The organism is Variovorax sp. PAMC 28711 (genome assembly GCF_001577265.1).
Lineage (GTDB): Bacteria > Pseudomonadota > Gammaproteobacteria > Burkholderiales > Burkholderiaceae_C > Variovorax.
Genome location: NZ_CP014517.1, coordinates 3,732,061 through 3,751,962, shown reverse-complemented (window position 1 = coordinate 3,751,962; position 19,902 = coordinate 3,732,061). Strand labels below are relative to the sequence as shown.

At 65.4% G+C, this 19,902-nt stretch carries 19 protein-coding genes; 11 read left to right on the top strand and 8 right to left on the bottom strand.

Going from position 1 to position 19,902, the window contains the following annotated elements:
* Positions 1-30 precede the first annotated feature (30 nt).
* The 5 genes from AX767_RS18070 to AX767_RS18045 all read right to left on the bottom strand — a co-directional run bounded on the left by AX767_RS18070 (position 31) and on the right by AX767_RS18045 (position 6,227).
* Positions 31-3,333, bottom strand: a complete 3,303-nt coding sequence (locus tag AX767_RS18070) for a PilC/PilY family type IV pilus protein (RefSeq protein ID WP_068632587.1) — start codon at positions 3,331-3,333, stop codon at positions 31-33.
* Positions 3,334-3,404: 71 nt separating this feature from the next.
* Complete coding sequence (locus tag AX767_RS21095; RefSeq protein ID WP_082755067.1) at positions 3,405-4,352, bottom strand: pilus assembly PilX family protein; 948 nt, start codon at positions 4,350-4,352, stop codon at positions 3,405-3,407.
* Entirely contained in the window at positions 4,353-5,165 is an 813-nt protein-coding gene (locus AX767_RS18055; RefSeq protein ID WP_068632584.1) for a PilW family protein, read from the bottom strand. It abuts the gene before it with no gap.
* The gene (gene pilV / locus AX767_RS18050; RefSeq protein ID WP_168164837.1) at positions 5,162-5,689 is read right to left on the bottom strand and encodes a type IV pilus modification protein PilV; all 528 of its coding nucleotides are present in this window, start codon (positions 5,687-5,689) and stop codon (positions 5,162-5,164) included. The genes AX767_RS18055 and pilV overlap by 4 nt, the downstream gene beginning before the upstream one ends.
* A 7-nt stretch (positions 5,690-5,696) precedes the next feature.
* Positions 5,697-6,227, bottom strand: coding sequence for a GspH/FimT family pseudopilin (locus AX767_RS18045; RefSeq protein WP_156481077.1), 531 nt, complete (start codon positions 6,225-6,227; stop codon positions 5,697-5,699).
* A gap of 217 nt (positions 6,228-6,444) precedes the next feature.
* On the opposite strand from AX767_RS18045, the gene ribD reads away from it, so the two are divergent.
* Genes ribD through tolA form a run of 10 tightly spaced genes read left to right on the top strand, consistent with a single transcriptional unit; the run spans position 6,445 to position 14,155 of the window.
* Complete coding sequence (ribD, locus tag AX767_RS18040; RefSeq protein ID WP_443082786.1) at positions 6,445-7,503, top strand: bifunctional diaminohydroxyphosphoribosylaminopyrimidine deaminase/5-amino-6-(5-phosphoribosylamino)uracil reductase RibD; 1,059 nt, start codon at positions 6,445-6,447, stop codon at positions 7,501-7,503.
* A 44-nt stretch (positions 7,504-7,547) separates the two neighbouring features.
* Positions 7,548-8,207, top strand: coding sequence for a riboflavin synthase (locus tag AX767_RS18035; RefSeq protein ID WP_068632580.1), 660 nt, complete (start codon positions 7,548-7,550; stop codon positions 8,205-8,207).
* Positions 8,204-9,358, top strand: a complete 1,155-nt coding sequence (gene ribBA / locus AX767_RS18030) for a bifunctional 3,4-dihydroxy-2-butanone-4-phosphate synthase/GTP cyclohydrolase II (RefSeq protein WP_068632579.1) — start codon at positions 8,204-8,206, stop codon at positions 9,356-9,358. The genes AX767_RS18035 and ribBA overlap by 4 nt, the downstream gene beginning before the upstream one ends.
* 5 nt (positions 9,359-9,363) lie before the next feature.
* The gene (gene ribH, locus AX767_RS18025; RefSeq protein ID WP_068632578.1) at positions 9,364-9,828 is read left to right on the top strand and encodes a 6,7-dimethyl-8-ribityllumazine synthase; all 465 of its coding nucleotides are present in this window, start codon (positions 9,364-9,366) and stop codon (positions 9,826-9,828) included.
* A gap of 5 nt (positions 9,829-9,833) precedes the next feature.
* Complete coding sequence (gene nusB, locus AX767_RS18020) at positions 9,834-10,388, top strand: transcription antitermination factor NusB (RefSeq protein WP_068632577.1); 555 nt, start codon at positions 9,834-9,836, stop codon at positions 10,386-10,388.
* Positions 10,385-11,569, top strand: a complete 1,185-nt coding sequence (locus tag AX767_RS18015; RefSeq protein WP_068632576.1) for a pyridoxal phosphate-dependent aminotransferase — start codon at positions 10,385-10,387, stop codon at positions 11,567-11,569. Before nusB ends, AX767_RS18015 begins: the two co-directional genes overlap by 4 nt.
* The gene (ybgC, locus tag AX767_RS18010) at positions 11,566-12,003 is read left to right on the top strand and encodes a tol-pal system-associated acyl-CoA thioesterase (RefSeq protein ID WP_068632575.1); all 438 of its coding nucleotides are present in this window, start codon (positions 11,566-11,568) and stop codon (positions 12,001-12,003) included. Before AX767_RS18015 ends, ybgC begins: the two co-directional genes overlap by 4 nt.
* Positions 12,000-12,722 carry a protein TolQ gene (tolQ, locus tag AX767_RS18005; RefSeq protein WP_068632574.1) on the top strand — a complete coding sequence of 241 codons (723 nt, stop codon included), beginning with the start codon at positions 12,000-12,002 and terminating at the stop codon, positions 12,720-12,722. The genes ybgC and tolQ overlap by 4 nt, the downstream gene beginning before the upstream one ends.
* A gap of 1 nt (position 12,723) precedes the next feature.
* A complete protein-coding gene (locus tag AX767_RS18000) occupies positions 12,724-13,164 on the top strand; it encodes an ExbD/TolR family protein (RefSeq protein ID WP_068632573.1) in 441 nt (146 codons plus the stop codon).
* Positions 13,165-13,168: 4 nt separating this feature from the next.
* The gene (gene tolA, locus AX767_RS17995) at positions 13,169-14,155 is read left to right on the top strand and encodes a cell envelope integrity protein TolA (RefSeq protein ID WP_068632572.1); all 987 of its coding nucleotides are present in this window, start codon (positions 13,169-13,171) and stop codon (positions 14,153-14,155) included.
* A gap of 11 nt (positions 14,156-14,166) precedes the next feature.
* Here the strand turns inward: tolA and AX767_RS17990 are convergent, their stop codons facing one another.
* Both AX767_RS17990 and dnaE read right to left on the bottom strand, forming a co-directional pair.
* Complete coding sequence (locus AX767_RS17990; protein WP_068632571.1) at positions 14,167-15,033, bottom strand: hypothetical protein; 867 nt, start codon at positions 15,031-15,033, stop codon at positions 14,167-14,169.
* A gap of 88 nt (positions 15,034-15,121) precedes the next feature.
* Positions 15,122-18,634 (bottom strand): DNA polymerase III subunit alpha, encoded by a 3,513-nt coding sequence (dnaE, locus tag AX767_RS17985; RefSeq protein ID WP_068633856.1) that lies wholly within the window; start codon positions 18,632-18,634, stop codon positions 15,122-15,124.
* A gap of 62 nt (positions 18,635-18,696) precedes the next feature.
* Here dnaE and AX767_RS17980 point away from each other — a divergent pair, with 62 nt between their 5' ends.
* Complete coding sequence (locus tag AX767_RS17980) at positions 18,697-19,482, top strand: sulfurtransferase (protein WP_068632570.1); 786 nt, start codon at positions 18,697-18,699, stop codon at positions 19,480-19,482.
* A gap of 18 nt (positions 19,483-19,500) precedes the next feature.
* On the opposite strand, the gene AX767_RS17975 is transcribed toward AX767_RS17980, so the two are convergent.
* Positions 19,501-19,881 (bottom strand): hypothetical protein, encoded by a 381-nt coding sequence (locus AX767_RS17975; protein ID WP_068632569.1) that lies wholly within the window; start codon positions 19,879-19,881, stop codon positions 19,501-19,503.
* Positions 19,882-19,902 lie beyond the last annotated feature (21 nt).

Below are 19,902 nucleotides of genomic sequence, written 5' to 3'. Positions count from 1 at the left end.
GCGATTTCGGTTCGGCATCGGCGTGGTCCTTCAGTTGGCAGGCAGCAGGCTTCGCCAGCCGAATCGGCGGCCCGGTTTTTTTAAATCGACAACTTTGGTTTTGCCGTTCGTGTCGATCAGCGTGACCCCGCCCGGCGTGCCCGAATTGAGGGACGTCACGCGCGATGCCTTGCCGTTGTGGTAGCCGCCGAGCGCGGTCGCATCGGTGTCGCCGATGCCGAAGATGTCGGTTCCGGGCGAACTGCCACTGAACAGATCGAGCAGCATCGTCCAGCCGGTGTCGGGCTGTCCGCTGGTGCAATCGACGCTGTTGCTGGCCGTCCCGGGAATCAGCGTGGAGAACAGGCCAACGCTGCTGTTGAGTGCTTCACCGTTCAGCACCACGCGCTCTTTTGCGTCCGGCAAGACGAGGAACCATCCCCGCTTGCCGTCCTTTCCGTCATAGGACACACCACCCTGTTGCAACGTGCGGTAGAGCTCACCGCTCACGTTCTTCGTGGCAGTGACGGCTTGTTGCACGAGATCGGCCTCGACCGCTGTTTGTGAGGCGTTGTCCCAGATCCCGTAGAGCGCCTGCTGTGACGCGGCGGCGTGATCGTCGGTCGTGAACATTCGGCCGGTGCCGAAGGCCACCAGAAAGCCATTGCGCGGATGCGACACCACGACGGGCGCGCCCGTGATCGGCCGACTCCTTCCGGCATCGAACAAGGGTTTGCCGTCGCCGCCGCTCGCCGCTCCCGACGTGACGCGCCACAGACTGGCATCGCTGGCGCTGAGGTCGAAGCGCCACATCTGTCCGCGCAGATCCCCCGCGTAGACGATGTCGACCGTCCCGTTGGCGTCGCGGTCCACCGTCTGCGGTGCAGAGAGCCCGTTCGCGCTGCCGGTTGGCTGGCCGACCGGCGCATAGACCTTTCGCAATTCGCGAGCGCCGTCCAGGTACTGAACCAGCAACACCGCCTTTTCGTCGCGGCTGTTGTACCCATTGCCCATGAGCAGTGCCGGCCGCCCGTCGTTCAGGCGGACGAATTGCTTGGCGCGCCGTGCGGCACCGCCGACGACCGGCTGCTGGTATTGATGGCCGATGTCGACGTCGTTGCCGCCCGTGTTGTCGAGCAGGACACTCGCCTGGGCAGCACCCTCCGTGATCGAGGACGAATCGGTCACGTCGAGAATGAAGTAGCCCTTTCCGCCTCCGCCCAGCGTGCCGACGAGCAGCGATTTCCACTGGCTCGCCATCGCTTCGTCGCTGTCCTTGGAACCGGGTGCGCCGAAATACACGTCGCCGACAAAGGGCGAACCGTCGACGAAATAGCGATGCTGGTAACTGACTTGACTGAGCTGCTTGAGCAGCGGGTCCGTCGCCGACCCGTAGACGCCTTCAGGCACGAACGCGAAGAGCTCCTGGCCGCCTCCATTGCCGGTATCGGCCGTGAAGCCGTGCAGCATGCCGTCGTTTGCACCGACATAGAGCATCGGCGTCCGGGTAGCCCGGCGCGCTGCGAAAGCGGCGTAGCCGTTGCCGACGAAACCGGCGTTCGGCTTTCCGGTGTACCAGATCGAAGACCCGACGATGTCGCCCAGCACATGCTGACGCTCACGCAACCCGCCGGTTTTCGATCCTTCCTGGCTTCGGTCACCGCGCAAGAAGCTCAGAACCTGTTGCCCGGTTGAGGTGTCGGTGGCGGCCGTGATCGCGGCGCCCTGCAATGCCTCTTGCTGCCGCGTGCTCAGGCGGTCCCATCGAAACGGGATGCCGATTCCTGCCGCGGCGCTCAGGACGGTGCGATTGTTGTCGTGGCCCGCGTCCTGCACCTTGCTGTCGAGCAGCGCACGCGCAGACCACACCGGCAGCAGTTGCGCACCCGACGCGCTCGATGCCAGGAGAGTGCCGGACCAGTCCCCGGTGTCGTAGCCCGCGCGATAGAAGACGGCGCCGTTCTGGAATTTGCTGCTCCCTGCCGCGATCGACGTCAGGGGCGCGCTCGTGTTGCTGAGGATGCCGGTCAGGATGGACTGGAACGCGTTGTCCAGGGCCGCCGCATTCGACGCCGGGGTGAAGGTGCCTCGCCCATTGATGGCGGCATGCCACAGGTCCATGCGGACCGCCGATTGCTGCGCGTCGCTGAAGCCTTCGTGCCAGTACCCCGCCGCCGTGCCACCGCTGAACCAGCCGAAGAAGTTGCCGCTGACCGGCAGCGTGCCCGACAGCGGATCGCGCCAGGCCATCGAGCCCGCGACAAGCCTTGCATAGTCGCCGCTGTAGGTCGGACTCGCTTCGTTGGCCGCTGCGCCGATGCGCGGGGTCGCGCCCCAGGTGGCGGCAGCACCGAAGCCGATGGTCGATGTGTTCATGTGCTGCCAGTTCGCCGGATCGTTCTTCGGATTCCAGAACCTGGGCACCACGACGCCACCCACGGTTTCATCGGCCTTGACGGCTTCGATGGGCGCCACGTTGTCGGCAATGCCCGGCTGCAGGTCGTCTGCCCAATAGCTGAACGCCAAGTCGGCCAGCGTCGGTCGGTATTCCGAGTCGGGCTTCCAGCCGGACGTTGCGTCTGCCTTCGCCACCACCGACCAGTGGCCCGGTACGTTGTGCGCGCCGGCACCGTCCTTGAAAGGCGCCCGAGGCACATAGGGCGGCGCCGGCGCCGGCAACGCGCGAGCGGTGCCGTCAGCGTTGCCGACGTCCGGAATGCCGAGCAGAGCGGGCGCTTCGCGACCGCCGAACAGGTTGTAGTCGCCGTCGGTCATGAAAATATGAAAAGTCTTGCGGCACGAGGAGCGGGTCGCACTCGCGTCGGCCGGGTCGTCCGAGAAAGGACTGTCGGGCCCGGTGGTCTTCAGGTATTCGCCGGCCCGGGCCATCATGGAATGCAGGGGCGTGCCACCGCTGGATTTGAGTTTGTCGTTCACCCAGCGCATGAACGCGTCCCGGTGCTGCGCATCGAGCGTTTGCATCCTGTTGGCATTCGCCCGACCTTCAATCGTGCAGATGCTGCCACCGGCCGCGCCGAGAAAGCCCACGCAGTCGTTGTCGACGTTGTGGTTCATGGCCTGCCAGGCCAGCCGGATGCGGTTGTCCGGAATGCGGTCGGGCGCGAAGTTTCGAATGAGCGCGTCCTGCAGTGCCTTCATTCGCGTCGGCGTGCGCCCGGTCGGTGGCAACGATCCATCGGCGGAGTTGGACGAATAGGCCATGCTCCCGGAGTTGTCCACGGACACGATCACGTTGGGACTGGGCTCGGCGACGGCCGTGTTCTGTGGCATGCGGGACAACGCATACGGCGACGCCTGGGCCACCACCTGCGTCGTGATCAGGCAGCCCACCATCCAGCGTTTTGCGATTCTTGATGCGCTCATTTTTTCTCCCTGTCGTTGCTGCCTTGTGGCTGGCTTTTTTGTCAGCTTGGTGGCGGTGGAGGTGGAGGTGGAGGTGGAGGTGGTGGTGGAGGTGGCGGTGGCGGTGGCGGTGGTGGTGGCGGTGGTGGTGGCGGTGGTGGTGGCGGTGGTGGTGGCGGTGGCGGTGGCGGTGGCGGTGGCGGTGGCGGTGGCGGTGGCGGTGGTGGTGGTGGTGGTGGTGGTGGTGGTGGCGGCGGCGGCGGACAGTTCACCGCACCGGGAACACACGACGACCCGCTGTTCAACACCACGGGATCCGGGTCGTAGTTCGTCTGCACCGCGACCTGGGTCGTCCCGTCCGCGCCGCGCGTTCCGGTCGACATCGCGGTGATGCGGTAGAGATAGCCACCCTGCATGGAGTCGTCGGTCGGCAGGCGCACCACCTCTGTCCAGTACCGCGTGTTCTGCAGCGCCTCCCGGCCCTCGACCGGCAGTGGCGCACCGGTGAACTGGCCGAACTTCGCAGCCATCCCGGCGCCCCGGTAGGTCGGCTTCGTCCAGAACTTGAATCCGGGTGCGGCGCTTCCCACCACGTTGTCCGCGAACACGCAGATGCCGTCATCGCAGGTGTTTTGTTCGTAGGCGGCGAGTCCGTTCGAGTCCGGGTCGGGGTAGTTGCGCAGACCGGGCGCACGCCGACAGACGTCAGTGGAGACGACCGCGCCGGGGCAACGCTCGAAGCGCTTGCTGGTGCCGTTGTAGTACGTGCGATCGATGTCGCGCTGCGCATCGAGCAAGCCCGCCTCGGCGGCCTCGAAGGCACGGTCGTACTCCCTGCGGCTGCCGCCCATCGCTTCGAGCAGAACGGCAACGCGTGCGCCGCCGACTACGAGCAGCACCGACAGCAACAGGATGATGAAGACGATGAACAGTGAAAAGCCGCGCTGCCGGCGTCGCGATGCCACGCGGCGCACCGGCTCTCGCCGCGCGATGCTTCGGGTTGGGGTCATTCAGAGCGCTCCCAGGTTGTTTCGGAGCGCGAAGACGGACACGAAGACGCCTCGCTGCCTGCCGTCGCTGCTGGTCTGCGGGGCGCCATCGCAGTCGACGTAGCGCTGTGCCACGTTGGCAGCCGAACGCGCGACCAATTGCAAGCAGACTCGGACGCTGCGAACCCGGTTGAACCCGCCTGTGCTCACGCTGGTGGCCGACACGTACTGATGGATCTGCGACTCGGCGACCGCGCCACTGACGCCATACGTCACATCGAAACGCTCGACACCGCTGACGAGGGGCTGCGACGTGCCTTTCCCCCCGCTGCCCCTGCACCGAAGATTGCCGCCCTCGACATAGAACTCGCTCGCGACGAGCCGCTCGTTTTCCAACGCGGTCGGGTTGGTGGCGTCGTACTTCACCGCGCGGCCCAGGCAGTCTTCGAAGAAGTCCGGCGACGGCGCGAAACCGAGCTTCAAGGTATCGCTTTTCGCCGGGCCACCTTCGGTGCCCTTGACGGCAAAAAACACCGGCTCGCCGACGACATTCGTCAGATCGCTCGGGTTGACCCTGAAGTAACCGCGGTTGCCGTCCAGCACATCGATCGGCATGTACCCGGCCTGCGTGATGTGCTGCTTGAGCAGCTGGAAAGCGCGCGCCGACGATTGCTGCAGTTCGCTGACATCTTCGCTGGCGAGCGCGGCCGACCGGGTGCCGAACAGGCTGGCCACCGCCGCGAGCACGACCAGCATGCCGATCACGAGCGCCACCAGCAGTTCGACGAGGGTGAAACCGAGCCGCGCACCACGCGAAGTCAGGCGTGCGTTCATGGCTTGGGAATCCCGACGACGATGCGGTGGCAAGACCGCGTGCTGCTCGGCGGGCACCCCGACCCGTCACCCGGTGACGCAACGAACTGCGCGTTGTCTTGCCAGGTGATGACCACGCGCAATTGCCCGGCTTCCTGGAAGACTGCGGCATCCCCCTCCGGCAGCGCGTTGACGACGGCGGTCTTCCACGCCCAGATGTCGAAACTGCCGATGTCCCAGGTGCTGCACGACGTCGTGCTGCAATCGGGTGCCGGCTTGTTTCCGGGCGCGCCCCAGTCGCCACGCTCCGCGTAAAAGCTCACCCCCGGCCTCCCTGACGCATAGGGGTTGGCACGAATCCGTTCGGCCATGTCGCTCGCCAAGCGAGCGGCCTGATCACCGAAATTGGCGCTGGCGCTGCTGGCCAGCACGCGCACCTGAAAGCCTGCAATGGCCAGCAGCCCGAAGCTCAGGATGACGACCGAGACCATGGCTTCGATCATCGAAATGCCACGTTGGCGGCGCAAGGGCGTGGATGTCTTCATGCCGACCTCATGCATCGCATCTGTCGCTGCCGCTCTGGCGGCGCACCCGGCCGCTCATCCCGACGCACAGTCGAATGGCATTGGCGGAAGACGACTGGCCCACCGGATCGATCTGGAAGCTCCCCCACGGCGTGATCTGGCCGAACGCGCCGAACTCGAACGCGCCCGCGGTGGCTTCGACGCTCAAGGCCGCGTCTTGCGGCTCTCGCCGGAGAATTTCGTTGCCTGCGCGAACGGTCCAGCCGCAGCTCCATGCCGTGAGCCCGGTCGCGCCACAGCCCGATTCGGCTTTCAACTGGACCGCGCTGGCCCGGCGAATGGCCTCAACCCGGGCGAGACTGAGAGAGGATTCGAGGGCGCCGGCCCGACCCGAAACGCGATAGCGCTCGATCAGGCCATTGAAGCTGGGCAACGCAAGTGCCAGCAGGATCGCGAGCAGCGTGATCACGGTCATCATTTCGATGAGCGTGAATCCCTTGCGGGCCCTCGCGCGGCGCGCCAAAGGCAACGCGCCGATGCGGCGTGCTTGAATCGACACGATTCCCCCCTGTTCTTATTGCGCCGCGATCCTAACTTTGGAGTGAATCGATTCGCTTCTGATGCCGCTGGACGGTTCTATTGAGCCTCCGGGCGGTCAAATAAAATTGCCAGATTAATTTCTAAATAAGAACTACTGTTTCCGCGCGCAAAAGCCCATGAACGATTCCGCCTCTGCCATTTCACAAAGCCTCGCACTGGCCGGGCTCAGTCAACGGATGGCATCACCGAATCCATCGGTCGGCTGCGTCCTTGTCAGCACCGGCGGCCAGACGATCGGCACCGGCCACACCCAGCGCGCCGGCGGGCCTCACGCCGAAATCATGGCGCTTCGCGATGCCGAGGCCCGGGGTCACACGGTGGCTGGCGCGACCGCTTACGTCACCCTCGAACCCTGCTCGCACCACGGCCGAACCGGCCCGTGCTGCGATGCGCTCATCGCCGCCGGCATCGGCAAGGTCGTGGGGTCCATCGCCGACCCGAATCCGCTGGTGTCGGGGGGAGGATTCGCCAGGTTGCGTGCCGCCGGCGTCGCGGTCGAGGTGGGCCCCGGCGCCGCCGAGGCGCGCGAACTCAACATCGGGTTTTTCAGCCGGATGATCCGCAAGATGCCGTGGGTGCGTCTCAAGGTCGCGGCATCGCTGGACGGCAAGACAGGGCTGCACAACGGCGTGAGCCAGTGGATCACCTCCGAAGCGGCCCGCACCGACGGCCACGCCTGGCGCGCGCGCGCCGGCGCCATCCTGACGGGCGTGGGCACGGTGCTGGAAGACAACCCGCGCCTCGATGTCCGGCTGGTCGAAACGACGCGGCAACCGCATCTGGTGGTGGTCGACAGCCAGCTGCAAACGCCGCCGGACGCCCAACTGTTCCGCGCGGGCCGCTCGGTGTGGATCTACGCAGCCGCCCGCAACGACGACAAGGCCGCGGCGCTCGAAGCGCGAGGCGCGACGGTCAACTACCTGCCCAATGCCCAGGGCAAGGTCGACCTCGGCGCGATGCTGCAGGATCTGGCGCGGCGCGAGATCAACGAGTTGCACGTCGAATCGGGCCACAAGCTCAATGGCTCGCTGATTCGCGAAGGCCTGGTCGACGAAATGCTGGTGTACCTGGCGCCCAAGCTGATCGGCAGCGGCCTCGACATGGCCAGCTTCGCCCTCGGCAACGGGCCGCTCACTTCGCTGGCGGACGCATTGCCGCTGGAATTTCGCTCGGTCGACAAGCTCGGGCCCGACCTCCGGATCGTCGCGCGCGTGGCAGGCCGCGACAGCTTCTAGGGTTTGCCCCGGGGCCGGGGCGCTTTCTCTGCGAAAATGCGCGGATGTTCACCGGAATCATCACCGGCGTGGGGCGCATCGCCGCCGTCCACGACCTCGGAAGCTCTTCATCCCACGGCAAGCGGCTCAGCATTGCGACGCCTCCAGGTTATCTGGACGACGTGGGCCTCGGCGACAGCATCGCGCTGAACGGCGCTTGCATGACGGTCACGTCGCTCGACGTGCCGCAGCAGCGCTTCACCATCGACATCTCTGCCGAATCGCTCGACAAGACCGCCGGTCTGGCCGAAGAAACCGGCTCGGTCAATCTCGAAAAAGCCCTGCGCGCGCACGACCGGCTCGGCGGCCACATCGTGTCGGGCCACGTCGATGGCATCGGAACGGTCAGCCGCTTCGTCGAGGTCGGCGAAAGCTGGGAACTGCGCATCGTCGCGCCGCTGGCCTTGGCCCGCTTCCTGGCCTACAAAGGCTCGATCACGGTCAACGGCGTGAGCCTCACGGTCAACACGGTGACCGACCAGGCCGACGGCGCCGAGATCAGCATCAACCTCATCCCGCACACGGTCGATAACACGGGCCTCGGCACGTTGAAGGCCGGCAGCCAGGTGAACCTCGAAATCGACACCGTCGCCCGCTACGTGGAGCGAATGCTCCAGGCCGGCGTCCTTCCCGCCTCCACGCAGAAGAAAGAAGACACCGCATGAATGCCTCCGTCACACCGATCTCGGCCTCCCGCAGCGGCCGGGCCGCCGCACCGATTTCGCCGGTCGAGGAAATCGTCGAGGAACTGCGCGCGGGCCGCATGGTGATCCTGGTCGACGAGGAAGACCGCGAGAACGAAGGCGACATCGTGATCGCCGCCGACCACATCACCGCCGAGTCGATCAACTTCATGGCGCGCCATGCGCGCGGGCTGATCTGCCTCACGTTGTCGCGCGATATGTGCGAACGACTGCAATTGCCACCGATGGTGACGCGCAACGGCGCCAAGCATTCGACAGCGTTCACCGTGTCGATCGAAGCGGCCGAAGGCGTGACGACCGGCATCTCGGCCGCCGACCGCGCGCGCACCGTGCAGGCCGCCGTGGCACGCGACGCCGTCGCGGCCGACCTGGTCCAGCCCGGCCACATCTTTCCGCTGCAGGCGGTCGATGGCGGCGTGCTGATGCGGGCCGGCCACACCGAAGCCGGCTGCGACCTGGCCGCCATGGCGGGCTGCTCGCCCGCATCGGTGATCTGCGAAGTGATGAACGAAGACGGCACGATGGCGCGCCTGCCGGACCTCCAAGTGTTCGCGGCCGAGCACGGCCTCAAGATCGGCACCATCGCAGCGCTCATCGAGCACCGCAGCCGCAACGAATCGCTGGTCGAAAAAGTCGGCGTGCGCGAGATCCAGACCACTGCCGGCTGGTTCACCGCCCATGCCTTCACGGACAAGCCGAGCCATGGCGTGCACCTGGCGCTGGTGCGCGGCACCTGGTCGCCCGACGAAACCGTCGCCGTGCGCGTGCATGAACCGCTCTCGGTGCTGGATGCACTCGAGGTCAATCGCTCGTTGCATTCCTGGGGCCTCGACTCCAGCCTCGCGTACATCGCCAAGGAAGGCAAAGGCGTGGCGGTGCTGGTGAACTGCGGTGAATCGGGCGCCGAGCTGCTTGCGCAATTCGACGGCACGGCGCGCCCGGCGCAAGCCCCCGAGCGCGGTCGCATGGACCTGCGCAGCTACGGCATCGGTGCGCAGATCCTGCGCGAATGCGGCGTGCGCAAAATGAACCTGCTCGGCACGCCGCGTCGCATGCCGAGCATGGCGGCGGGCTACGGCCTCGAGATCGCCGGCTACATCACCAAAGACTGATCCACATGCTGCATGCCAACAAGGGCGCCGAAGCGCCGCTCAACGGAACGGGTCTTCGCATCGGCATCGTGCAGGCGCGCTTCAATGCCGACATCACCGATGCACTGGCGACGGCCTGCCTGGCCGAGCTCGAAACGCTCGGCGTGACGGCCAACGACATCGATCACGTGCATGTGCCCGGCGCGCTCGAAGTGCCGATCGCGCTGCAGGCGCTGGCCGAGCGCGGCGGTTACCACGCGCTCGTGGCGCTGGGCTGCATCATCCGCGGCGAGACGTATCATTTCGAGCTGGTCGCCAACGAGTCCGGTGCCTCGGTGAGCCGCGTTGCCCTCGACTACCGCCTGCCCATCGCCAACGCGATCCTCACCACCGAAAACCTCGAACAAGCCGTGGCGCGCCAGACCGACAAGGGCCGCGATGCGGCACGCGTAGCGGTTGAAATGGCGCGCCTCGTGGCCGACCTGACCTGATCTCCATGACCGACGACACCACCACTCCCGCCGCAGGCGCCCCGAATCACGACCCGAAAGCGCGCCAGTCGCGCTCCGGTCTCACCAGCACCGGCGTGCGCAAGGCATCGGCCAAGTCCAACCGCAGCCGCGCGCGCGAATTCGCAGTGCAGGCGCTTTACCAGCATCTGGTGGGCGGCAACGACGCGGCAGCGATCGATGCGTTCACGCGCGACCTCGCGGGATTCCACAAGGCCGACGCGGCGCACTACGACGCCTTGCTGCACGGCTGCATCGAAAGCGCCGCGCAGCTGGACGTCCTGATTCTTCCGCTGCTCGATCGCGAGATGGAACGCATCTCGCCGATCGAGCATGCGGTGATGTGGATCGGCGTGTACGAATTCCAGCATTGCCTCGATGTGCCGTGGCGCGTGGTGCTCAACGAATGCATCGAGCTCGCCAAGGAATTCGGCGGCACCGACGGCCACAAGTACGTGAACGCGGTGCTCAACAGCCTGGCGCCCCAACTGCGTGCTGCCGAGGTCGAAGCCGACCGCGCCAGCGGCAAAGCCCGTCCATGAGGGTTTCGGGCCGGGCCGAAAAGATCGAGCCGTTCTATGTGATGGAGGTGGCGAAGGCCGCCTCTGCCCTCGCACGGGAGGTGGCACACACCGATCGCCCGATGATCTTCCTGAACATCGGCGAGCCGGACTTCACCGCCCCGCCGCTGGTGCAGGAAGCCGCCGCCCGCACGGTGCGCCAAGGTGCAACGCAATACACGCAGGCCATGGGCCTGGACGCCTTGCGCGAACGCATCAGCGCCTGGTACCGCCAGCGTTTCGGCGTCGATGTGCCAGCCCGGCGCATCGTCGTCACCGCCGGTGCGTCGGCGGCGCTGCAACTCGCCTGCCTCGCGCTGATCGACGTCGGCGACGAAATTTTGCTGCCCGACCCGAGCTACCCGTGTAACCGGCATTTCGTGAGCGCAGCCGACGGCACCGCCGTGCTGGTGCCGACCACGGCGGCCGAGCGCTTCCAGCTCACCGCCGAGAAGGTCGAGGCGCACTGGACCGGCAAGACGCGCGGCGTGCTGCTGGCCTCGCCCTCCAACCCGACCGGCACCTCGATCGCCCCCGACGAACTGCGGCGCATCCACGAGGTGGTGACGAAGCGCGGCGGCATCACGCTGATCGACGAGATCTACCTCGGCCTGTCCTACGACGATGCGTTCGCGCAGACGGCGCTGGCCATCGACGACCAGGTCATCAGCATCAACAGCTTCAGCAAGTACTTCAACATGACCGGTTGGCGCCTCGGCTGGCTGGTCGTGCCCGATGCGTTGGTCCCGGTGATCGAGCGCCTCGCGCAAAACCTGTTCATCTGCGCGAGCACCGTGTCGCAACACGCCGCCCTCGCCTGCTTCGAAGCCGACAGCATCGCCGAGTACGAACGCCGACGCGCGGAGTTCAAGGCGCGCCGCGACTGGTTCATTCCGCAACTGAATGCGCTCGGCCTCGCGGTGCCGGTCATGCCCGATGGCGCTTTCTACGCGTGGGCCGATTGCAGCGCTTTCGCGAAGAAGCTGGGCATCGACGGCAGCTGGGATTTCGCCTTCGAAGTGATGAAGCGCGCGCACGTCGCGGTCACGCCAGGCCGCGATTTCGGCACGGCCGAAACCTCGCGCTTCGTGCGCTTCTCGACCGCCAGTTCAATGGAACATCTGCAGGAAGCGATCGCACGATTGAAGGCGCTGGCCGGATGAGCTTCACGTTTCCGATCCGCATCTACTGGGAAGACACCGATGCCGGTGGCATCGTGTTCTATGCGAACTACCTGAAGTTCATGGAGCGCGCGCGCACCGAATGGCTGCGCTCGCTCGGCGTCGAGCAGCGCAAGCTGCGCGACGAGACCGGCGGCATGTTCGTGGTGAGCGAAACCCAGCTCAAATACCATCGCCCCGCGCGCCTGGACGACGAACTGCTGGTTACAGCCCAAGCAAAGCAAATCGGCGCCGCGTCCTTGATAATCGCCCAGCGCGTGCTATCAAAAACGGAGCAAGGCGTGCTTCTCTGCGAAGGCACGATCCGGCTCGGCTGGGTGGACGCCGCCACTTTGCGTCCTGCGCGCATTCCGGCCCAAGTTTCGGGAACCCTCGAGCGCTCCGGCAGCTCCATGTCTCAACCTCAGAAGCCATGAATCAAGATCTCTCCATCGTCAATCTCCTGCTGCACGCGAGCTTCGTGGTGCAACTCGTCGTGCTGCTGCTCGTGATCGTCTCGATCGCCAGCTGGGCCGCCATCTTTCGCAAGTTCTTCGCGCTGAAGCGCATGCGCGCGCTCAACGACGAGTTCGAGCGCGAGTTCTGGTCGGGCACCAGCCTGAACGAGCTCTTTTCTTCGGCCGCACAGAATGCCAAGTTCGCCGGCCCGATGGAACGCATCTTCGCGTCCGGCATGCGCGAGTACCAGAAGCTGCGCGAGCGCCATGTGACAGACGCCAGCACCTTGCTCGACGGTGCCCGCCGTGCGATGCGCGCCAGCTTCCAGCGGGAGCTCGATGCGGCCGAGCAGAATCTCTCGTTTCTCGCCACCGTCGGCTCGGTCTCGCCCTATGTGGGTCTGTTCGGCACGGTATGGGGGATCATGCATGCCTTCACCGGCCTGGCCTCGCTCACGCAGGTGACGCTCGCCACCGTGGCGCCCGGCATCGCCGAGGCACTGGTCGCCACCGCCATCGGCCTCTTCGCCGCGATCCCGGCCGTGGTCAGCTACAACCGGTTTGCTCGCGAGATCGACAAGATCGCGATCGCGCTCGAGACCTACATCGAAGAGTTCTCCAACATCCTGCAGCGCAACCTGTCGGCCAACGTGAACCCGGCCGCGGCAGCCACGAGCAGCAGCAGCACCGGTCACTGACATGGCGGCAGTCTCTTCCCGCGGCCGCGGCCGCCGCACGATCAACGAGATCAACATGGTCCCGTTCATCGACGTGATGCTGGTGCTGCTGATCATCTTCATGGTCACGGCGCCCCTGATCACGCCGAGCGTCATCAACCTGCCGACGGTCGACAAGGCGAACAAGCAACCCGACAAGCCGATCGAGATCGTCATCAAGAGCGACGACGAAATCCAGATCAAGAAAGACCCGTCGACCGGCACCGGCGGCGCGTCGATCCCGATGACGCAGATCGGCGCGGCCGCCAAGCAGGCGCAGGGCGGGGACGACCAGCGCCCGGTGGTCATCAGCGCCGAAAAGACGGTGAAGTACGAGACCGTCGTGAAGGCCATGAACCAGTTGAAGCGCAGCGGCATCGAGCGCGTGGGCTTGTCCGTCACCGCCACGGGCGCGGGCAAATAAAGGCATGTCGCTCGCTGCCGATCGCCCCGAGTTCGCGCCACCGCCCCCCCGCGGCACGCCACTCGCCATCGTTTTTGCGCTGATCGCGCACGTGCTTCTGATTGCCGCCCTCACCTGGGGCGTCAGCTGGAAGCGCGAGGCGGAAGACGATGCGGTGGAAGCCGAATTGTGGTCGTCGACCGTGCAGCTGGCCGCGCCGCGCCTTTCCGCCCCGCCAACGCCCGCACCGGCGCCCACGCCACCGCCGCCTGCTCCGACGCCTCCGCCTCCACCGCCCCCCCCACCGCCACCTCGGGTGGTGACGCCCGAGCCGCCTGCGCCGCGCGCGCCCGACATCGCACTTGAACGCGAGAAGAAGCTGAAGGAACAAAAGGAGCGCGAGCGCGAGCTGGAAGAAGACCGGCAGGAAAAGCTGAAGCAGCAGCAGGCCGCCAAGAAGGCCCAGGAAAAGAAGGAGCTCGAGGCCAAGCAGCGCGCCGAAGACGAGGCCGAGCGCAAGAAGGACCAGCAGCAAAAGCTGGCCGATGCGAAGAAGAAGCAGGAAGCGGATGCCAAAAAGGCGGAGGCACAACAAGCTGCCGCCGAAGCCAAGAAGGCCGACGCCGCCAAGCAGGCGGCAGCCGATCGGGCCGCGACGCTCAAGCGAATGCAGGGCATGGCGGGCGCGAGCGGCGCGGACGATTCGAAAGGCACTGCACTGAAATCATCCGGACCGTCGGGCGGTTACGGCGGAAAGGTCAATGCGGCGGTTCGGCCAAACGTCGTATTCCCAGGGGCCGACATGGTCGACGGCAATCCTGGCGCTGAGTTCGATGTTCGTCTCGCGCCGGATGGAACCATCGTCGGTACGCCATCGCTGACAAAGTCCAGTGGCCTAACCAGCTGGGACGAGGCAGCGTTGCGCGCACTTCAGAAAACGGGAAAGTTGCCGCGCGATATTGATGGCACGGTTCCGGCGCGATTGATCATCACGCTCCGACCGAAGCGCTGACTGAACAGGCGTTACTTCAGCGCCTGCTTCACCCCCGACACCGCGCCCCATACGCTCGACTTGGCGCCGTCGCGCCATGCGTGCTGACCGACTGGCTTGGGCGTGATGCCGAGACGGCCGAGGAGCCGGCGCGCGTAGTGGTTGAAGGTCATCGCGCGGCGCCAGGCCATGCTTTGCGCCGTGTTGAAGGTGATCGACATCGAGATCGAGACGTCACCGCTGCCGTTGCGCACCTGATGGCCGCCAATAAAGGGCACGTGCAACGCCTCGCCGGGATGAAACTCGAACTTGCTGCCCAGCGTGTCGGCGTCCAGTCGAACGGGCAGGCGCGCGTTCGATTGGGCAACGAAGGCATCGCGGTTTGCCGACGACACCACGCGCTCGTCCCACTGCGGAAACACCGCGATTTCTCGACTCCCGCGGAACTGCATGGAAAACGCGGAATGCCGTTCCATGCGGAACGGGGTGGTGCCGCCCGGTGACGCCATCAGCAGGTGGAGTTGCGGATCGATCGCGTGACGACCCACCCCGAGCCGCTGCATCACGATTTCGACATCGCCGATCAAGTCGCGGTAGAGCGACCTGAACGAAGGATGCACCTCCGGCCCGGTGACCATCACGTAAGAATCGGACACGCGGAGGGTTTCGAGGGTCTGTTCGATCGAACGCTCGACCGGGTGAACCTTGAAAGTCTCTTCGAACCCGTCGCCGTTTTTCAGTTTGCCCAGCGCGTAGGTCACCCGGTTTCGAGGCATGACCGGAATGGTTTCCGACAGGTTCTCCAGGCTCAGCGCCGGATGGTCCAGCAGCTTGTGAGTGAACTTGAAAGCGTCGCGGTCCAGCAGGTCGAGCGAGTCGGAATCGTGAAAGCACTGCATGGCGTCGGACCTGTTTGATTGAAGTCAAGAGACTTACTGTGTTGCCGCGACGAAATGTAGTACTTTTTCGCTAAAAAACCAAATTGTCTCATTCGTAAACGATGGCCGCCTTGCCTGCTTCGGCTTGCGCTGTCCAGCTCGCGAGCGCGGCGTCGGTCGGAAAGAACTTCGCGCGCTCGCCCAATTGCAGTTCGACCTGCGCGCCGCCGCGGGCCATGCTCAGGCGCACCGGCAGACCCTGCACAAGGTCGCCGTGCTCGCTCGATTCGGTGCGCGGCGGAAAGTCCTTCACCAGCCGCGCGATGTCCGGCGCCTTGCCGTTCACCGCCACGCGCAGGAATTTGCCGAATCGGCAGCGGGCCGTCGCCAGGTCCCACACCTGTTGCACCTGGAAGCGCGCTTCGAAGCCGCCACGCCCCGGCTGCAGACGACCGCTGACGATCACGAGCTCGTCGTCTTTCAGCGTGTTGCGGTTGGCGTTGATCAAGGCTTCGTCGGCGGTGGCGTCGATCGCGTCCGAGGTGTCGTCGAGCTTGAAGATCGCGAGGCGCCCGCGCTGCCCGTTGATGACGCGCATGTCGCTCACGATGCCCGCGATGATCTGCGGCTCGCGGCTGTCCATGAGCTCGCCGATCTCGCGCTTGCAGAAGCGCCGAACCTCGTGCGCCACCTCGTCGAACAGATGACCCGAGAGGTAGAAACCGACGGCGGTTTTTTCGAGCGTGAGCCGCTCCTTCACGCCCCAGGGCGTGGCATCGACCAGCGCCGGTTCGGCAGCGGCCGAGCCGTGCTCGCTGTCGCCGAAGATGTCGACCTGCGCCGCATTGGCCTCGGTCGCGCTCGCGAAGTCGAACGCGCGGTCGAGCGATGCGCTGAGCGATGCACGGTTTTGCTGGATTGCGTCGAACGCGCCCGCCTTGATGAGCGCTTCGACGGTGCGCTTGTTGATGCGCTGGCGGTCTACCCGCACGCAGAAATCGAACAGGCTCTTGAACGGGCCGCCTCCGTCGCGCGCCTTGACGATCGCTTCGACGGCGAGCTGGCCTGTGCCCTTGACGGCGCCGAGGCCATAACGGATCGACTTGTCGGTGACCGGCGCGAAGCGGTAGCCGCCTCTGTTGACATCCGGCGGTTCGAACGTGATGCCGAAGTTCTTTTGCGCGTCTTCGAACAGCACCTTCAGCTTGTCGGTGTCGTCCATTTCCACGGTCATGTTCGCGCAGAAGAACTCGGCCGTGTAATGGACCTTGAGCCAGCCGGTGTGATACGCGAGCAGCGAATACGCAGCGGCGTGCGACTTGTTGAAGCCGTAGCCCGCGAACTTCTCCATCAGGTCGAAGATCTCGTCGGCCTTGTCCTGCACGATGCCGTTGACCGCCGCGCCCTTGCGGAAGATGGCGCGGTGCTCGGCCATTTCCTCGAGCTTCTTCTTGCCCATCGCGCGGCGCAACAGGTCGGCGCCGCCGAGCGAGTAGCCGCCCAGGATCTGCGCGGTCTGCATCACCTGTTCCTGGTAGACCATGATCCCGTAGGTCTCGCTGAGCATCTCGGCCACCAGCGGATGCGGATACTCGACCGGCTCGCGGCCGTGCTTGCGCGCCACGAAGCTGGGGATCAGGTCCATCGGGCCCGGACGGTACAGCGCGTTGAGCGCGATCAGGTCTTCGAGCCGGGTGGGCCGTGCGTCTTTCAGCATGCCCTGCATGCCGCGAGATTCGAACTGGAACACCGCCTCGGTCTTGCCGTCGGCAAAGAGGCGATAAGTGGCCGCGTCGTCGAGCTTGATGTCTTCGTAGGCGAACTTTTCCTGGCCCTTGTGGCGCGCGACGATGAAGTCTTTTGCGATCTCGAGAATCGTCAGCGTGGCCAGGCCCAAGAAGTCGAACTTGACCAGGCCCACGGCCTCCACGTCGTCTTTGTCGTACTGGCTCACGGCCGAATCGCTGCCCGGCTGCTGGTAGAGCGGCGTGAAGTCGGTGAGCTTGCCGGGCGCGATGAGCACGCCGCCCGCATGCATGCCGATGTTGCGCGTCATGCCTTCGAGCTTTTGCGCGAGCTCGACCAGCATGCGCACTTCTTCTTCCTTCTCGATGCGCGCGGCGAGCTGCGGCTCCATCTCGATGGCGTAGTTGTTCTTGTCGCCCTCCACCTTCGGGTTGGGCGGGTACTGGATCGTGACCGGCTGGCCGGGCTTGTTCGGGATCAGCTTGCTGATGCCATCGCAGAACATGTAGCTCATGTCGAGCACGCGGCCCACGTCGCGGATGGCGGCGCGCGCCGCCATCGTGCCGAAGGTCGCGATCTGGCTCACCGCATCGCGCCCGTACTTGTCCTTGACGTAGTCGATCACGCGGTCGCGATTGCCCTGACAGAAGTCGATGTCGAAGTCGGGCATCGACACGCGTTCGGGGTTCAGGAAACGCTCGAAAAGCAAGTTGTATTCGAGCGGGTCGAGGTCGGTGATCTTCAGCGCGTAGGCCACCAGCGACCCCGCACCCGAGCCCCGGCCCGGACCCACCGGACAGCCGTTGTTCTTGGCCCATTTGATGAAGTCGCCCACGATCAAAAAGTAGCCGGGGAACCCCATGCCCAGGATCGTGTTGATCTCGAACTTGAGTCGCTCGACGTAGCGTGGCCGCTCGGCATCGCGCTTCGTCGCATCGGGGTAGAGGTGTGCAAGACGCTGCTCCAGGCCCTCAAACGATTCGACGCGGAAGAACTCGTCGATCGGCATGTGCACGCCGTCAACCATCGGCGTCGGAAAGTTCGGCAGTTGCGGCTTGCCGAGGACCAGCGTCAAATTGCAGCGCTTCGCGATTTCGATCGTGTTGGCAATGGCGCTCGGCACATCGGCGAACAGCGCTTCCATCTCGGCCTGCGATTTGAAATACTGGTCGGCCGTGAACTTGCGAACGCGGCGCGGGTTGCCGAGGATTTCGCCCTCGGAGATGCAGACACGGGCCTCGTGCGCCTCGAAATCTTCAGCAACCGGAAACTGCACCGGATGCGTTGCCACCACCGGCAGCTTGAGCCGAGCTGCCAGCTGCACGGCAGCGATCACATGCGGCTCGTCTTCAGGCCGACCGGCACGTTGCAGCTCGATGTAGAAGCGATGCGGGAACAGGCTCGCCAGTTGCAGTGCGAGTTCGGTCGCCCGCTGCGCATTGCCCTGCAACAAGGGGCCGCCGAGCGGCCCGGCCTGCGCGCCCGACAGGCAGATCAACCCGCCCTGCAATTCTTCGAGCCACTCGCGCTTGACGCAGGCGTTGGTCTGGCCGCGGCCCGTGTTTTGCGTCCAGGCGCGTGCGAGCAGCTCCGAAATGTGCAGGTAGCCCTCGTTGTTTTGCACCAGCAGCACGATGCGGGTGAGCGCACCCGGCTCCTTGCCCAGACCGTCCACGAACACCTCGCAGCCCAGCACCGGCTTGACGCCCTTGCTGCGCGCTTCCTTGTAGAACTTGACGGCGCCGAACAGGTTGTTCAGGTCGGTGATCGCCAGCGCGGGCTGCTTGTCTTTGGCCGCGGCCTTGACGACTTCATCGATGCGGTTGGTGCCATCGACGACGGAAAACTCGGTGTGCAGGCGCAGGTGAACAAACATCCCGCCATTGTAGAAACCGAGCACTCCACGATGCGATGTGGCAGTCCCTAAAATCGCGTCCTGTGCAAGAGATTCTGAATATCGCGGCCTACAAGTTCGTGGCCATCGACGACGGCGACACGCTGCGTGAAGACCTGCGCGCGCGGACGCAGTCGCTGGGCCTCATGGGCACCATCCTGCTGGCGCCGGAGGGCATCAACATGTTCCTGGCCGGCGCCGCGGCGTCGGTTCATGCGTTCATCGACGGGCTGCGGTCCGATGCGCGCTTCGCCGACCTCGAAACGAAGGAAAGCTGGTCGGCCACGCAGCCCTTCCGTCGCATGCTGGTCAAGCTGAAGCGCGAAATCATCCGCATGGACCATCCCGCCATCCAGCCTGCCGCGGGGCGCGCGCCTGGGGTCGACGCGCCGACGCTCAAGCGCTGGCTCGACCAGGGGCACGACGACGCCGGCAAGCCGGTCGTCATGCTGGACACGCGCAATGCGTTCGAGGTCGACCATGGCACGTTCGACGGCGCGATCGATTGGCGCATCGAAAAATTCACCGAGTTTCCAGCGGCCCTGCGCGCGAACCGCGACGCCTTCGCAGGCAAGACCGTGGTGAGCTTCTGCACCGGCGGCATCCGCTGCGAGAAGGCGGCCATCCTTATGCGCGAAGAAGGCGTGGACGACGTGCTGCAGCTCGAAGGCGGCATCCTCAAATACTTCGAAGAGATCGGCGGCGCGCACTACACCGGCGATTGCTTCGTGTTCGACGGTCGACGCACGCTCGGACCCGACCTCGTCGCCACCGGCAACGCCGCCAGCGCACGGGCCGCCGAAGACCCGGACATCGCCATCAAGCAGTGACGCCGGGCCTCGCGCCGCTCACTTCAACGTGAAGCGTGCGGTCGAATTCGACTTGCTCGCGCCCGTCACGATTGCGATCGCCTTGGTGCCCGCACCCACCTTGAAGGCGCCCGTGGCTTCGAGCCTGTCGCCGGCCGGCTTGAGTTCGACCTCCTGCTTCTCGCTGCCCGTCAGCAAGGTCACCTTGGCGCTGGCCTTGCTCAGATCGACCGGCTTGCCGTGGTCGGTGAGATAAAGCTGGATCACCCCGGGCTTCGCGACCAGTTCCTGGTCGAGCTGTTTGGTTTCGACGACCACGCCGCCGTGCTTCGGCGCATGGCCGTGGTCATGGTCTTCGCTCGCGAACGCAGGTGCGGAGAGCGCCAGCGCGCTGACGATGATGATCGATTTCAAGTTCATGAGAGTCCTTGGAAGGTTGGA